The 16,157-nt window shown below is 62.1% G+C and carries 12 protein-coding genes and 1 pseudogene; 11 read left to right on the plus strand and 2 right to left on the minus strand.

Translation table 11 applies throughout. The annotated features are described in order from the left end of the window. Positions 1-129: 129 nt before the first annotated feature. A pseudogene (locus tag GPA21_RS21370) lies at positions 130-270 on the minus strand (IS110 family transposase); the annotation flags it as partial. A gap of 344 nt (positions 271-614) precedes the next feature. Here GPA21_RS21370 and GPA21_RS14140 point away from each other — a divergent pair. The 10 genes from GPA21_RS14140 to GPA21_RS14185 all read left to right on the plus strand — a co-directional run bounded on the left by GPA21_RS14140 (position 615) and on the right by GPA21_RS14185 (position 14,351). Then, the gene (locus GPA21_RS14140) at positions 615-896 is read left to right on the plus strand and encodes a helix-turn-helix domain-containing protein (RefSeq protein WP_108080519.1); all 282 of its coding nucleotides are present in this window, start codon (positions 615-617) and stop codon (positions 894-896) included. Positions 897-931: 35 nt separating this feature from the next. After that, a complete protein-coding gene (locus GPA21_RS14145; protein WP_168988784.1) occupies positions 932-1,501 on the plus strand; it encodes an Hsp20/alpha crystallin family protein in 570 nt (189 codons plus the stop codon). A gap of 94 nt (positions 1,502-1,595) precedes the next feature. Continuing rightward, entirely contained in the window at positions 1,596-4,445 is a 2,850-nt protein-coding gene (gene clpK, locus GPA21_RS14150) for a heat shock survival AAA family ATPase ClpK (RefSeq protein ID WP_168988785.1), read from the plus strand. Positions 4,446-4,462: 17 nt separating this feature from the next. After that, positions 4,463-5,893 carry a cardiolipin synthase gene (cls, locus tag GPA21_RS14155; RefSeq protein WP_033936152.1) on the plus strand — a complete coding sequence of 477 codons (1,431 nt, stop codon included), beginning with the start codon at positions 4,463-4,465 and terminating at the stop codon, positions 5,891-5,893. Positions 5,894-5,920: 27 nt separating this feature from the next. Continuing rightward, on the plus strand, positions 5,921-7,807 hold the full coding sequence (gene ftsH, locus GPA21_RS14160) for an ATP-dependent zinc metalloprotease FtsH (protein WP_168988786.1): 1,887 nt from the start codon (positions 5,921-5,923) through the stop codon (positions 7,805-7,807). Continuing rightward, entirely contained in the window at positions 7,800-10,403 is a 2,604-nt protein-coding gene (locus GPA21_RS14165) for an EAL domain-containing protein (RefSeq protein ID WP_168988787.1), read from the plus strand. Before ftsH ends, GPA21_RS14165 begins: the two co-directional genes overlap by 8 nt. 185 nt (positions 10,404-10,588) lie before the next feature. Continuing rightward, entirely contained in the window at positions 10,589-11,059 is a 471-nt protein-coding gene (locus GPA21_RS14170) for a phosphate-starvation-inducible PsiE family protein (RefSeq protein WP_009238720.1), read from the plus strand. A 7-nt stretch (positions 11,060-11,066) separates the two neighbouring features. Next, on the plus strand, positions 11,067-12,032 hold the full coding sequence (locus tag GPA21_RS14175; RefSeq protein WP_168988788.1) for a zinc metalloprotease HtpX: 966 nt from the start codon (positions 11,067-11,069) through the stop codon (positions 12,030-12,032). A 23-nt stretch (positions 12,033-12,055) separates the two neighbouring features. Then, positions 12,056-13,210, plus strand: a complete 1,155-nt coding sequence (locus GPA21_RS14180; protein ID WP_086224274.1) for a S1C family serine protease — start codon at positions 12,056-12,058, stop codon at positions 13,208-13,210. 232 nt (positions 13,211-13,442) lie between these two features. Beyond that, on the plus strand, positions 13,443-14,351 hold the full coding sequence (locus GPA21_RS14185; RefSeq protein ID WP_003141085.1) for a LysR family transcriptional regulator: 909 nt from the start codon (positions 13,443-13,445) through the stop codon (positions 14,349-14,351). 190 nt (positions 14,352-14,541) lie between these two features. Here GPA21_RS14185 and GPA21_RS14190 read toward each other — a convergent pair whose 3' ends face one another. Further along, entirely contained in the window at positions 14,542-15,042 is a 501-nt protein-coding gene (locus tag GPA21_RS14190; RefSeq protein WP_168988789.1) for a flavin reductase family protein, read from the minus strand. A 120-nt stretch (positions 15,043-15,162) separates the two neighbouring features. Here GPA21_RS14190 and mutY point away from each other — a divergent pair. Beyond that, on the plus strand, positions 15,163-16,157 hold a 995-nt coding region (gene mutY, locus GPA21_RS14195), incomplete at its 3' end, for an A/G-specific adenine glycosylase (RefSeq protein WP_168988790.1).

Here is a 16,157-nt window from a genome sequence, read left to right on the forward strand (position 1 = left end):
CCGCGGCAACTCCTATCGCCTCAAGGAGAAGCTCAAATCCGGACTCGTCCGCTCATTTGACGAGCAAACCCAACCGGGTGGGGAAATTTGAATTACCACACTGGGGAAAATTCGCTTGCCCTTGACACCCTTGCCGGCCATGCGGTAGGGCGTGACGAAGTGGCCTGCAATCAGCCGCGCATCCAGCCCATAGCCGCGCAGCTTGCGTGCCCAGTGATGCGCACCGCCGCAGGCCTCCAGGGCCACCAGGCAGCCGGGAGGCAGCTCCGCGCACCAGGCCGCAAACTTGTCAGCGGCCAGCGCCTTGGCAACCACCACGCGCGCATCCACCGCATGCACCTAGATAACCCGCTTGGCCAGATCCACCCCGACTCGGGCAATCTCGTTCATGGACTTCCCCTTTCACATGGCTGCAGATTGATGACTTGGGGAGCACCATCGCGGTGGCAGCCAACATTTGTTTCCTGGCTGCTTACGATTGAGTCACATCAATCGGCCAGCAGATCGCTGGATGTTGACTCTTGACTTTCGGCATGTTAGGCGCAACATCTTGCAAAGTCTTGCAAGAATTTCCTCGAGCGAGGCCGCGTGACGACGGAACTTGTGGGGGTGGTATGACAGCGCGCCAGCAGGCGATCTTCACACTCGACGAGTTGGCTACCTACTTAAAGGTCGGCAAGCGGACGCTTTACCGGCTCGCCTCGCACGGGGAAATTCCGGCCTTCAAGGTCGGCGGGACGTGGCGGTTTCGTCAAAGTGAAATCGATCGATGGATCAATGATCAGATCCAAGCAGGCAGAAAGAAGGAGGTGATACGCACAGATGAGCAGCCAAAGTCAGCGGAACACTCCGTGTCGTCTGGGCGCGCTGTCCGTCGCCGCAGGCAAACGGAGTGAGCGAGAGTCTTCAATTTTTCTTCTGGAGGTGTGACATGGACATTGATTTCAAGAAATTGGCTCCCTGGAACTGGTTCAAAAAGGAGCAGGAAGAACAACAGAGCACTGCCTCGCTGCCGGTGCAGCGCAATGACCTGCCGGTGGCGGGTGGGCCCGTCAGTCCCATCCTGCAATTGCATCGCGAGATAGATCGCCTGTTCGACGACGCGTTTCGAGGCTTCGGTTTCCCGACGCTGGCCATGCCGCGGCTGCCATCCGATTGGTCGGGCATGCTGAAGCCGGCCCTGGACATCCAGGAAACCGACAAGCAGTACAAGATTGCCCTGGAAGTGCCCGGTGTCGAGGAAAAGGACATCCAGATCACCCTCGACAACGACGTGCTGGTGGTGCGTGGCGAGAAGCGCCAGGAACAGGAGAAGAAGGAAGGTGGCTTCCACCGTGTGGAGCGCACCTACGGCAGCTTTCACCGCGCCTTGAACCTGCCTGACGACGCCAATCAGGATTCGATCAAGGCATCGTTCAAGAACGGGGTGCTCACGGTCACGATCGACAAGCGCGAGGTCAGCGCGCCGAAGCAGGGACGTTCGATCCCGATCAACGGCTGACGCGGGGCAGCGCGTTTTTCTCAAAAATCACAAAGAGATGAGGCACCGTGATCGGCGGTGCCTCGTCAAATCAGTCCTCTCAAGGAGCATCAGCATGACCAGAAAACAATGCCAAGTCTGCGGCCAGCCCGCCACGGTGCGGGTGGAAGCCAATCTCAATGGTCGCCACAGCACCATGCTGTTGTGTGACGATCACTATCGCCAACTGGTGCGCCAGCAAAAGCGCACCGTCTCACCGCTGGAAGCCTTGTTCGGCTCGCGCAGCGGGCTGTTCGAAGACTTCCTTGGCAGCGACTTCTTCCGCATCGGTGACGACGCACCGTCCATGGCGGCCGATACCGACGAGGTCGTCGATGCCTCGTTCGGCGAACCCGCCCCGGCCGGTACGGGCACCGCGCGCCGTCGCGGCAGTGGGCTCGCCAGCCGTATCAGCGAACAGTCCGAGGCCCTATTGCAGGAGGCCGCCCGACACGCTGCAGAGTTCGGGCGCGCCGAAGTCGATACCGAACACCTGCTGCTGGCGCTATCCGACAGCGACGTGGTCAAGACCATCCTGGGGCAGTTCAAGATCAAGGTCGATGACCTCAAGCGGCAGATCGAATCCGAAGCCAAGCGCGGCGATAAGCCGTTCGAGGGCGAGATCGGCGTGTCGCCCCGGGTCAAGGACGCGCTCAGCCGTGCTTTCGTGGCCTCCAACGAACTCGGCCACTCTTATGTCGGGCCGGAGCATTTCCTGATCGGGCTCGCCGAGGAAGGCGAAGGTTTGGCGGCCAACCTGCTGCGCCGTTACGGCCTCACGCCGCAAGCGCTGCGCCAGCAGGTAAGCAAGGTGGTCGGCAAAGGGGCCGAGGATGGCCGCGCCGAGACGCCGACCAACACGCCGGAACTCGACAAGTATTCGCGCGACCTCACCAAGATGGCGCGCGAGGGCAAGCTCGATCCGGTCATCGGCCGCGCGCAGGAGATCGAGACGACCATCGAAGTGCTGGCCCGGCGCAAGAAGAACAACCCGGTGCTGATCGGCGAGCCCGGCGTCGGCAAGACCGCCATCGTCGAAGGGCTGGCGCAGCGCATGGTCGCCGGCGAAGTGCCCGAGACGCTGCGCGACAAGCGTCTGGTCGAACTCAACATCAACGCCATGGTGGCAGGCGCCAAGTACCGCGGCGAGTTCGAGGAGCGCGTGCAGAAGGTGCTCAAGGAAGTGACCGAGCACCAGGGCGAGCTGATTCTCTTCATCGACGAGGTGCACACCATCGTCGGTGCAGGCCAGGGTGGCGGCGAAGGCGGGCTGGACGTGGCCAACGTGTTCAAGCCGATGATGGCGCGCGGCGAACTGAACCTGATCGGCGCTACCACGCTCAACGAGTATCAGAAGTACATCGAGAAGGACGCCGCGCTGGAGCGTCGCTTCCAGCCGGTGATGGTGCCCGAGCCGACGATAGCGCAGACCATGATGATCCTGCGCGGCCTGCGCGACACCTTCGAGGCGCACCACAAGGTCAGCATCACCGAGGATGCGATCATCGCCGCCGCCGAGTTGTCGGACCGCTACATCACCGCGCGCTTTTTGCCTGACAAGGCCATCGACCTGCTTGACCAGGCGGCCGCACGCGTGAAGCTGTCGGCCACGGCTCGCCCAGTGGCGGTGCAAGAACTGGAGTCCGAACTGCACCAGCTGCGGCGTGAGCAGGACTATATGGCCTCGCGCAAGCAGTACGACAAGGCCGCCGAGCTGGGCAAGCGCATCGAGGCCAAGGAGACTGAACTCAAGAAGCTCGTCGAGGAATGGGAACGCGAGCGCGCCTCGGGCAGCGCCGAAGTCAAGGCCGAGCATGTCGCGCAGATCGTCTCGCGCCTGACCGGCATTCCGGTCAACGAGCTGACGGTGGAAGAACGCGAGAAGCTGCTGCATCTGGAGCAGCGGCTGCACGAGCGCCTGGTGGGCCAGGACGAAGCAGTACGTGCCGTGGCCGATGCCGTGCGGCTGTCGCGCGCGGGCCTGCGCGAAGGCGGCAAGCCAGTGGCCACCTTCCTGTTCCTCGGGCCGACGGGTGTGGGCAAGACCGAACTCGCCAAGGCACTGGCCGAGTCCATCTATGGCGATGAGGGCGCGCTGCTGCGCATCGACATGTCCGAGTACGGTGAACGCCATACCGTGGCACGCCTGGTGGGCGCGCCTCCGGGTTATGTGGGCTATGACGAGGGCGGCCAGCTCACCGAGAAGGTGCGTCGCAAACCCTACAGCGTGTTGTTGCTCGATGAGATCGAAAAAGCGCACCCCGACGTCTACAACATCCTGCTGCAGGTATTCGACGACGGGCGGCTCACCGACGGCAAGGGCCGGGTGGTGGATTTCACCAATACCATCATCATCGCCACCTCGAACTTGGGCTCGGACATCATCCAGCGTCGGCTGAAGGCCCGTGGCGCCGCCGGCGAGGAATACGAGAAGACCAAGGGCGAGGTGATGGACGTGCTGCGCGGACACTTCCGCCCCGAGTTCCTCAACCGCATCGACGAGATCATCGTCTTCCATGCGCTGGGCAAGGAGGAGATCCGCCATATCGTCGGCCTGCAGCTCGATCGTGTGGCCCGCAACGCCGCCAGCCAGGGCGTGACGCTGACCTTCGATCAGACCTTGATCGATCACTTCGCGGAGGAAGGCTACAAGCCCGAGTTCGGCGCGCGTGAGCTCAAGCGGCTGATCCGCAGCGAGCTGGAAACTGCTCTGGCGCGCGAGATGCTGGGTGGCGGTATCGGCAAGGCCGATCACGCCAGCGCCCGCTGGGACGACAAGGCCGAACGGGTGGTCTTCGAGCGCCAGGAGCCACCCGCGAAGCCGGCCGAGCCTGAGAAGCCCGATGCCGCGAACGTGGCCGAGACGCCGCCGAGCGACGCGAGCAAGCCTGCGCGCAAGAAGAAGTCAGCGGGCGGCGAATCTTGAGTCATGGGGAGGCTGTCGTGTCCGACCCCAACGGGCTGACATGGGCAGCCACCCTCGTGTCGCTGGCGGTCGCTATCCCCACAGCGGGGCACGCGGTCATCTACAAACGTGACCCTCGATCGGCCACGCTGTGGGTGCTGCTGATCGCGCTGTTGCCGCTGGGCGGTTCGCTGCTGTATGGGCTGTTCGGCATCAACCGTTACCAGCGGCGGGCGCGGCGGCTGTTTCCGGGGGCAGATCCTGCTGTTCGGCAGGACCTCGTGCCTACGATGCCCCAGGCCGTATCGGCGCCGTTTGCCGGCCTGGCGCACCTGGTGGGACGTGCCACCGGCCAGTCGCTGACCAGCGGCAACCGCATCGAGCCGCTCGTCGATGGCGAGCAGGCCTACCCGGCCATGCTCGCTGCCATCGAGTCGGCGCGGCACAGCGTCGCGCTGGCTTCGTACATCTTCGACAGCCAAGGCATCGGGGCGCAGTTCGTCGATGCGCTGCGCCGGGCTCATGAGCGCGGCGTGCAAGTGCGGGTGCTGATCGACGACGTCTATGCCCGCTGGAGGCCCCGCAGCGCTTACCGCGCCTTGCAACGCGCCGGCGTTCCGGCGGCGACGTTCAACCCGACGTTGATTCCCGCGCGCCTGCATGCCGCGCATCTGCGCAATCACCGCAAGCTGCTGGTGATCGATGGCGAGACGGGTTTCACCGGCGGCATGAACATCTTCAGCCCGTATTGGCGGCCCGATGCGCCGGAGCAGGCCTGTCACGATTTGCACTTTCGTCTGCGCGGGCCGGTGGTTGCGCATCTGATGCGGTGCTTCACCGATGATTGGTGCGATACCACGGGCGAGCGGCTCAGCAAGGGTTTCTGGGGCGAACCGCCCGCAACGGCTGATGAGCAAGGAACCTCTTGGGCGCGCGGCATCGAGGCCGGTCCCGATGAGGCCCTGGACAGGATGCGCTGGACCTTCATGGGCGCTTTGAGCGCGGCGAAGCATTCGGTGCGCATCTGGACACCTTACTTCGTGCCCGATCAGCCGATGATCGCGGCGCTGAGCACGGCCGCGTTGCGCGGCGTGCGCGTCGAGGTGCTGACGCCCGCAAACGGCGACCATCCCACGGTGCAATGGGCCGCGCGCGCCCACTACTGGCAGGTGCTGGAGCACGGTGTACGCATCTTCGAACGGCCTGGCCCGTTCGACCACAGCAAGCTGATGCTGATAGACGGCCAGTGGTGCTGCCTGGGTTCTGCCAATTGGGATGCGCGCAGCCTGCGCCTCAACTTCGAGTTCAATGTGGAGGTGTACGACACCGCGCTGTCTACGCGGCTGGAATCCCTTTTTGATGCCGCTCGTGATGCGTCGGGCGAGATATCGGCGAAGGCGTTGCGCGCCCGCCCGCTGGCCATCCGCTTGCGCGACGGGGTGGCCCGTCTGTTCACCCCCATTCTCTAGCGACACGACTTGCGAGGAACATTGCCCATGGAAAAGAAAGATCAATGGAACATTGGCTACTGGATCGTCGCCGGCCTGTTGCTGCTGACGCTGCAGAACTACTGGCAGGCGGCGAAGACGGTTGAACCCGTTCCCTATAGTGAGTTCGAGAAAGCGCTGGCCGAGGGGCGCGTCGCCGAAGTACTGGTGTCGGACCGCACGGTTACCGGGCGCCTGAAATCGCCGGACAGTCGTGGCAAGACCTCCATCGTGGCCACCCGCGTCGAACCCGACCTGGCCGAGCAGCTGTCGAAATACGATGTGTCCTACGCGCGAGTGGTGGAAAGCACCTGGCTGCGTGATGTGCTCTCCTGGACTCTGCCGGCGGTGGCCTTCTTCGGCGTCTGGTTCTTCCTGTTCCGACGCTTCGCTGAGAAACAGGGCATGGGGGGCTTCCTGAGCATTGGCAAGAGCCGTGCAAAGGTATTCATGGAGAAGAATACTGGCGTGACCTTTGCCGATGTCGCCGGCGTTGATGAAGCCAAGGCGGAGTTGGTTGAGATCGTCGACTTCCTCAAGAATCCGCAGGAGTATGGACGGCTCGGGGCGCGCATTCCCAAGGGCGTGTTGCTGGTTGGCCCACCGGGCACGGGCAAGACACTGCTGGCCAAGGCCGTGGCCGGCGAGGCGGCGGTGCCCTTCTTCTCCATCTCCGGATCAGAGTTCGTCGAGATGTTTGTCGGCGTGGGAGCGGCCCGTGTGCGCGACCTGTTCGAACAGGCGCGTGCGCAGGCACCGGCGATCATCTTCATCGATGAGCTGGATGCTTTGGGCCGTGCACGCGGTGTCGGAGGACCGAACGGTGGACACGACGAGCGTGAGCAGACGCTGAACCAGTTACTTACTGAAATGGACGGCTTCGACAGCTCGGTCGGACTGATCATCCTCGCAGCCACCAACCGGCCGGAGATCCTCGATCAGGCCTTGCTGCGCGCCGGCCGCTTCGACCGTCAGATGCTGGTAGACCGCCCCGACAAGAAAGGTCGCCTGGATATCCTGAAGGTCCATGTCAAGAAGATCACCCTGGCCCACGATGTCGATCTGGAACAGGTGGCGGCACTGACCACCGGCTTTTCCGGCGCCGATCTGGCCAATCTCGTGAACGAAGCAGCGCTGAACGCGACCCGGCGCAAGGCGCAGGCTGTGGAACTGCAGGACTTCACCGCCGCCATCGAGCGCATCGTGGCCGGCCTGGAAAGGAAGAACCGTGTGCTCAATCCGAAGGAGCGGGAAACTGTCGCCTATCACGAGATGGGACACGCTCTGGTGGCGCTGGCGCTGCCCGGCACCGATCCGGTACACAAGATTTCAATCGTGCCGCGTGGCATCGGTGCACTCGGCTACACCCTGCAGCGGCCCACCGAAGACCGATTTCTGATGACACGTGCCGACCTGGAGCACAAGATCGCCGTGCTCCTGGGAGGGCGCGCGGCTGAGAAGCTCGTGTTTGGCGAGCTGTCCACAGGGGCTTCAGACGATCTCGCGCGGGCCACCGACATCGCCCGCGACATGATTACGCGCTTCGGCATGGATGAGGGTTTGGGGTACGTTGCTTTTGAGGCACAGAGGCCGCGTTTTCTTGATGCGCCTGAACTGGTACAGGGTGGCTGCCGGGTAGCCGAATCGACTCAGACACGCATCGACCAAGCCATCCGTGACATCGTGATGGGTGTGTTTGATCGTGCATACCGAATTCTCGAAATTAACCGAGAAGTGCTGGAGCGGTGCGCGCGCGAACTGCTCGCACGGGAAACGCTGGATGAATACAGCATCCGGCAACTGACGCAAGGGCTACAGCTCGAATCCCCATGTCACAGTGGTCCAACTGCCGGAGCCATTGCTTCCTCTGTGTCTCAGGGAGCCCCTAATGAGTGACAGACTTCATATCGTCTGCCCACACTGCCAATCCATCAATGGCGTGCCAGCCAACAAGTTGGCAGAGAAGCCCAATTGCGGGCGGTGCCAGCACCCGCTGTTCACCGGAGAACCCATCGAGCTGACCACAGCGACGGTAGAGGACATCACCGATCTCAAGAGGGTCGAGCAGGCGCTGAACGCTATGCGCCGACAGCGAGAAGAGTTGGCCAGCCACGTTCCCGGTATGCTTTACCAATACCGTCTTCGTCCGGACGGCAGCTCGCACTTCCCTTATGCCAGCGCGAGGATACAGGAAATATACGGGGTTGCACCGGAGGATGTTGTCGAAGATGCCACTCCTGCGTTCGCTGCGCTCCATCCTGAAGACCGCGACCGTGTGCATGAAACCATACAGGCGTCGGGGCAGTCACTCGCGCTTTGGCATGACGAGTACCGAGTGCAGTTTCCAGACGGTCGGGTGATCTGGGTCGAAGGCGAGGCGTCGCCTGAAGCCATGCCTGATGGGAGCATCCTCTGGCACGGCTATATCCATGATGTCACCTCACGCAGAAGATCCGCGGAAGAGCTTCGCCTTGCGGCTAAAGTTTTTGAGCACGCAGGAGAGGGCATCCTCGTTACCGACGCTCAAGGCCACATAGTCAACGTCAATCGGGCGTTTTCCGTGATCACTGGTTATGCGCGGGAGGAAGTAATGGGTCAGACACCTCGTCTGCTCGAGTCCGATCGCTATGACGATGAGTTCTATCAGACCGTTTGGCAGGCTCTGCGTGAGCACGACTACTGGCACGGAGAGCTCTGGTGCCGACGCAAGAACGGCAGTCAGTTTGCCGCGCTGCTGACGATCAGTGCAGTCCCGGATATGCGGGGCAATATCGAGCATTGCGCAGCCATGTTTTCCGACATCACAGCCCTGAAGGAGAACCAGCAACAGCTTGAACGCGTTGCTCATTACGACCTGCTAACCGGCTTGCCCAATCGACTATTGCTTGGAGACCGCCTTAAGCAGGCCATTGGTCAGACACGTCGGCGTGGTATGCACCTGGCGGTTGTCTTCATCGATCTGGATGGATTCAAGGAGGTCAACGACCAGCACGGCCACGGAGTCGGCGACAAATTGCTTTCCGTCCTGTCCAGGCGTATGACGCAGGTGTTGCGCGAAGGCGATACCTTGGCCCGTCTTGGTGGTGATGAGTTTGTCGCTATTCTGGTCGACCTACCGGATATTTCCGTCAGCGTACCGATTCTCGATCGCCTGATCGAGGTGGCTGCACAGCCCGTACCGATTGGTGACGCACTGTGCGAGGTGAGCGCGAGTATCGGTGTGAGCTACTACCCGCAAGGCGAAGATATCGACGCCGACCAACTGCTGCGGCAGGCAGATCAGGCTATGTATCGTGCCAAGCAAGCCGGCAAGAATCGATATCACGTTTTCGATACGGAGAAGGATCGTACGCTGCGCACCCGTCACGAAGGATTTGACAGCATAAAGAATGCACTTGCCAATGGGCAGTTTCTGCTTTATTTCCAACCTAAGGTCAACATGCGCACCGGTGAGGTGCTGGGCGCCGAAGCCTTGATCCGCTGGCAACATCCGACGCGTGGCTTGTTATCTCCTGCCTCCTTCATACCCATCATTGAGAACCATCCGCTCGGGATTGACGTGGGGAAATGGACCATCGAGGCTGCGCTGACCCAGATCGAAGTTTGGCGCAAGGCCGGCCTTCATGTCCCGATCAGCGTGAATATCGGTGCGCGGCACTTGTTGCAACCGGACTTCACCATGCATCTACGGGGTATGTTGTCACGACATCCCGGCGCCCAGCCGCAAGACCTTGAACTGGAAATCCTCGAAACCAGCGCCGTGGAGGACTTCGTTCAAGTGTCTCAGTTGATGGCGCTGTGCGAGAGGATGGGATTGCGTTTTGCCCTCGACGATTTCGGCAGCGGCTATTCATCGCTGACCTATCTGAAGCGCCTGCCCGCGCACCTGCTCAAGATCGACCAAGGTTTTATACGCGACATGCTCGAGGATCCGGACGATATCGCCATCCTGGATGCGCTACTGGCACTGGCAAGGTCGTTTGGCAGGAACTGCATCGCGGAGGGAGTCGAATCCATTCGGCATGGTGAAATGCTGCTGCGTATGGGATGCGAGTGGGGCCAGGGTTATGCCATCGGGCATCCGATGCCGGCGCATGAATTCGAGCAATGGCTACACACCTGGCAGGTACCCTTATCCTGGAAGGGATTCAAACCTGACAGTCGCTCCGCGCTGCCCGTGCCGTTCACATACGTCGACCACCGGGTCTGGATTTCCCAGATGATCGACTATCTGTCAGGTAAGACCCAAGTGCCGCCTCAACCCGAAGCACTCCAATACTGGCGGGATCAAAGTGGCCGCCCTACGTTCTTCGGCAAGGATCCTGATGATCAGGTCGATGTCCTGCATCAGAGCATCCAGCAGTTGGCGCACACCCTGAGTGAAATGAAAAATGCCGGCCGTGTCGAGGCATTGAGGGCTGGCATCGACAAGTTGCAACATTTGCAGGCGGATCTGCTGGGATTGCTGCCGCCAGACCAGAAACCGGATTGATGCCATGCATGGGACAAAGGGTTGACGTGCAAGAGGCTGATCCACCCATCGGCGGCGCCACGGGCGCGCAGGACATTATGCGCTGGGTGGCTTCGCAATTGCCCCGGTGATGCAGGTGTGATCGAGTCGTCTTCTCGGACTCTCCGGTCCATTAACGTTTCATTGAAAGAGAGAGCGCAACGCTTATGAATAAAGAATCTGGCCACACGGCCCTTGACGAGATACGCTCCCAGTGGCGGTTGATGACGGTTTACGAGCGCTTCGAGCAGTTCGTTGCCATCACGCTTTCGGGCGTCATCGCGTTGGTAATTGTGATTTCGCTGATTCAGTTGATTCGGCTGGTGTTCACACTGCTCGTCATGGATGCGCTGAATCCACTGGATCATAAGGTTTTCCAGCTGGTGTTCGGTGCCACCATGACGCTGCTGATCGCCATGGAATTCAAGCATTCGATCGTCAAAGTGGCTCTGCGCAAGGAAAGCATCATCCAGGTCAAGACCGTCATTCTGATCGCGATCCTGGCACTGGCCCGCAAGTTCATCATCCTAGAACCCGACGTTGATCCTGCCAAAGTGGCCGCGCTGGCGGGGACGGTACTGGCCTTGGGTCTGACCTATTGGCTCATGCGTGAACGCGATGACCGCAAGAGCGAGTAATGGAGGCATGACCCCCTATGGTCTAGTCGGCCGACACGATGCCAGGTCGAGGCACCGCTGGCTCAATCGCTTTCAAACCGCGCTGCTGGTTTTGACCCTGGTGGGGATCGCAGCTGCCGCTGGCAGTCTGCTGTTCGGCGAGATTGGCCTTTGGCTGGCACTGGCAACATGCGCATTGACCCTGCTGATCGAACCTGTCGCCGCCTCCGCGATGACCTTGCGTCTGTATGGCGCCCGTCCCTTGCGCCCTGATGAAGCCCCCGCAATCTGGTCGTTGCTGCGAGCGCTCGCAGCTCGCGCAGGATTGCCGAACACGCCGGTTCCGTACTATGTGCCCAGCGACATCGTCAATGCCTTTGCCACCGGCTCCAGGCGCCTTGCCTCCATTGCCCTCACCGATGGCCTGCTCCGCAGCCTGAGTATGCGCGAACTGCAAGCCGTGCTGGCGCATGAAGTCGCGCACATCGCTCAAGAAGATCTTCGTGTCATGGGCTTGGCCGATTCGATCAGCCGGCTCACGAACCTGCTGGCGTTGTCGGGTCAGGTCGCGCTCCTGATCAGCATGCCAGCCTTGCTGGTCGGTGCAGCAGAAATTAACTGGATTGGCTTACTGTTGTTGGCCGCTTCGCCGCAACTGGCACTGCTCGCACAGTTGGGTCTGTCACGTGTGCGAGAGTTCGATGCCGACCGGATGGCAGTAGAGCTGACGGGAGATCCGCACGGGCTCGCCTCGGCGCTGGCGAAGATCGAGCGGGTGAGCCGCTCGTGGCGAGCCTGGTTGTTGCCCGGCTGGGGGAATCCCGAACCGTCCTGGTTGCGCACGCATCCGGCGACAGAGGATCGTATCGCGCGCCTGATGGCGTTGGCGCCTCAGCCATCGCAGGCCCTGCCGTTCCAAACGGAATATCTCGCGCCAAGGTCGTTCGCCCCGATGCGCCCGCCACGCCGGGGCCTGAGCGGCCTTTGGCGCTAAATCACTCGAAAGGAACCCCCGCCATGGCTTACCACGATCCTTACCCACAACGCCCAGCTCCGGATCATTTCGTCCGGCGGTGGCTCTTCATCACTGCGTGCGTTGCCGCACTCATGCTGTTCTGGCAGTTCCTGCCCGCCATCGAGGCCTGGTTCAGCCCGCGCCAAGCCGCTGAGCGCACCGTCACGCCGCGTGGCGATCTGGCCGCTGACGAACAGGCCACCATCGAACTGTTCGAGAAATCCCGGGCATCGGTGGTCTACATCACGACGTCCCAACTGGTACGAGATGTCTGGACGCGCAACGTCTTTTCCGTGCCGCGCGGGACGGGTTCGGGTTTCATCTGGGATGACGCCGGTCATGTCGTTACCAACTTTCATGTGATTCAGGGGGCGTCGGAGGCCACTGTCAAACTGGCCGACGGCCGCGATTACCAAGCCGCGCTGGTCGGCGTGAGTCCGGCCCACGATATCGCGGTGCTCAAAATCGGCGTCGGTTTCCAGCGCCCGCCGGCCGTGCCGGTCGGCACCAGTGCCGACCTCAAGGTGGGTCAGAAGGTGTTCGCTATCGGCAACCCCTTCGGCCTGGACTGGACGCTCACCACCGGCATCGTCTCCGCGCTCGACCGCTCGTTACCCGGAGAAGCGGGCGGCCCGGCCATCGATCACCTGATCCAGACCGACGCCGCCATCAACCCTGGCAACTCCGGTGGGCCGCTGCTCGATTCGGCAGGAAGGCTCATCGGCATCAACACGGCGATCTATAGCCCCTCCGGCGCCTCGGCCGGGATTGGTTTCGCCGTGCCGGTGGACACCGTCATGCGCGTAGTCCCGCAACTCATCAAGACCGGTAAGTACATCCGTCCGGCGCTGGGCATTGAGGTGGACGAACAGCTCAATCAGCGCCTGCTTGCACTGACCGGAAGCAAGGGCGTGTTCGTGTTGCGTGTTACCCCTGGTTCGGCAGCGCACAAGGCCGGCCTCGCGGGTGTCGAAGTCACGCCGCAAGGCATCGTGCCGGGCGACCGCATCATCGATGTTGATGGCAAGGCGACGGACGATGTGGCCAAGCTGCTCGCGCGGCTAGACGACAGGAAGGTCGGCGATGTGGTGGTCTTGTCAGTGGAACGGGCCGGCAAATCGCGCGAGGTGCGTGTGGAGCTGCAACCCGGGAATTGATTGAACTGAACCTGTGGATCAGGCGGTAGTGCAGCGTCGCGGTGATTGAGGTTCTCAGGTCTTCGGCCAGGTAGCGTTCCGCCTCAACCTCCGTAATTTTCGGATGCGATCTGCCTATCCGAATAGGCAAGCATGCAACGCCGGAACCTCTTGCCAATCATCGAAGGAGAAAGCGAGGCGCAATCCGCATGAGGTGGACGCAGGCCAGGAACGAGGCAAACAGGAGGCCGCATTGGAACTCAGACTACTGCGCTATTTCGTTGCGGTCGCGGAAGAACTGCATTTCGCGCGAGCGGCCGAGCGCCTTGGCGTAGAACAATCGCCTGTGTCGCGCGCAATGCGCAATCTCGAAGCCACGCTCGGCGTGCAGTTGTTCGACCGCAGCGCGCACCAGACGCGACTGACCTGGGCCGGTCAAGTGTTCCTCGGTGAGTGCCGGCGTGTGCTGGCCACCGTGGAGCAGGCGGTGAGTGCCGCAAAGGCGGCGGCGCAGGGCTATCAGGGTTATCTGCGCATCGCCATCTGCGACAGCTTGGCGCAGCCCCACATTGCCACCTTGCTGGCGCGCAGCCGCGAGGAAGAGCCCGAACTGGAGATTCGCGTCTTCGAGCTGCCTTTCGCGCAGCAGCTCAAGGGCCTGCACAACGATCTGCTGGACATCGGCTTTGCGCTGTCGGACGCGGTGAGCGAAGGCCTTGTCGCCGAGCCCGTGTGGACCGATCCTCTGTCGGTGATCGTGCCCGTGCGCCACCCCTTGTTGGCGCACGCGGAAGTGCCATTGGATGAAGCCTTGAAGTTTCCGTTGGTACTGTGCCATCCGGACGCGGGATCGGGCTGCCACCACCAGATCCAGGCGGTGCTTCAAGGTGCGTCCAAGCCGCTCAAGCTGGTAGATCAGGTGACGAGCCTAGGCGTGATGCTGACTCTGGTCGGTGCCGGTTATGGCCTAGGTTTCGCCATTGCCTCGCAGGTGCAGACCCTGAACCGCCCCGACATAACCGTTCGCCCCTTGGCCGGCACGCCGCCCATGCTGTCCACCTACCTGCTGCGCCGCAGCGCCGAACCCTCTGAGCCCATGAAGCGGTTTCTGCAGCGCGCCCGCGAGGAGTTCCTGCCAAAGGGAGATGAACCGGCCTCGTGACGTTGAGCGCTCGGGTACATTGGCTACTGCTGGCTGTCCATGGCTCGCACTGGACTTGCTCGGAGCGCGCGTTGACCAAGCGTGGTTTTCAGTCCATAATTATGTCCATCTCGGTTCGCCGAGTGCGGAAAACTCGTTATCAATCAACGAGTTGGGAACACGATGATGTTCCCTTCACCCGCTCCATTTCTCAGCGTGGCGTCAGATTCCGATACGCGCCGCTGAAGTAGATCAGCGGCTCGCGGTCCTCGCGATCGAAGCGCACCACTTCCGAAATGAACAACACATGATCGCCGCCGGGGTGGCGGGCGATGTTGCGGCATTCGAAGCGCGCGCAGCAATTCTTGAGCAAAGGCACGCCGTAGAGCCCCTCGTCGATCTCGAGGCCGGCAAACTTGTCGTCCGAGCGCGACGCGAAAGTCTGCGACAAGTGCATCTGGTCAGCCGCCAGCACGTTCACCGAATAGTATTCGCAGGCTTCGAACACCTCGCGGCAAGGTAGCGTGTTCGCGAGGCTCCACACGATCAGCGGCGGATCGAGCGACACCGAGTTGAAGGAGTTGACCGTGAGGCCGATCGGTTCGCCGTTGGCCGCGCGCGTGGCGACCACGGTAATGCCGGTGGCGAACATCCCGAGGGCGTCGCGGAAGGCGCGCGTGAAGGCTTCGTGGGTGATGGGGGCGTCTGACATGGGGTGAGATCGCGCGGCGAAGCTGACGGGAATCAGGCGCGCGCCTTGTTGTGATGTAACCGCGTATTATCGCCTGCTCGGCCAACGACGTCGACTCGTTGCGACGTAACGAAACACACGATGAACACGCCTCCCCTGCCCGCGACCAGCTTTTCCCGCCGATTGCTCGACTGGCACGCCTGCCATGGGCGTCACGACCTGCCCTGGCAGAACACCCGCGACCCCTATCGAATCTGGCTGTCCGAGATCATGTTGCAGCAGACCCAGGTCGACACCGTGATCCGTTATTACCAGCGCTTTCTGGAGCGTTTCGCCGATCTGCCCACGCTCGCGGCCGCGTCGCTGGACGAGGTGCTCGGTCTGTGGAGCGGCCTGGGCTACTACGCGCGGGCGCGGAATTTGCACAGGGCCGCGCAGACGGTAATGAGCGAACACGGCGGGGTTTTTCCTCAGGGTGCCGAAACCATCGCCAGCCTGCCGGGCATCGGCCGCTCGACCGCGGCGGCGATCGCCGCCTTCGCCTTCGGCCAACGCGGCGCGATCCTCGACGGCAACGTCAAGCGAGTGCTGTGCCGACACCAGGGCATCGAGGGCTATCCCGGCGAGAAAGTGGTGGAGAACCGCCTGTGGGCGCTGGCCGAGAGCCTGCTGCCCGAAGATGCCGGCACCATCGGTGCCTACATCCAGGCGCAAATGGACCTTGGCGCAACACTCTGCACCCGCACCCGCCCGGCCTGCGAACGCTGCCCGGTAGGCGCGGACTGCGTAGCCCGTGCCACCGCCCGCACCGATGTACTGCCCACGGCCCGGCCGCGCAAATCGATCCCTCGGCGAGAAGCACGGTTGGCAGTGATACTGGGCGAGCATGGATTCCTGCTGGAACGCAGGCCGCCTAGCGGCATCTGGGGTGGTTTGCTGAGTCTGCCGGAATTGCCCGAAGGGAATCCGGACGACGATGCCGGCTGGCTTGCCCGCCGCTACGGGGTGCGTGTGCTTGATCATGAGGCGCTCGAACCGCTGGAGCATGTCTTCACGCATTTCCGCCTTGGCATCCAGCCGGTGCTGTTCAAGACACAGGCGACCGAGCACGTCGCTGAAGCTCCGCTCACATGGGT

The organism is Azoarcus taiwanensis (genome assembly GCF_012910885.1).
Classification (GTDB): domain Bacteria; phylum Pseudomonadota; class Gammaproteobacteria; order Burkholderiales; family Rhodocyclaceae; genus Azoarcus_F; species Azoarcus_F taiwanensis.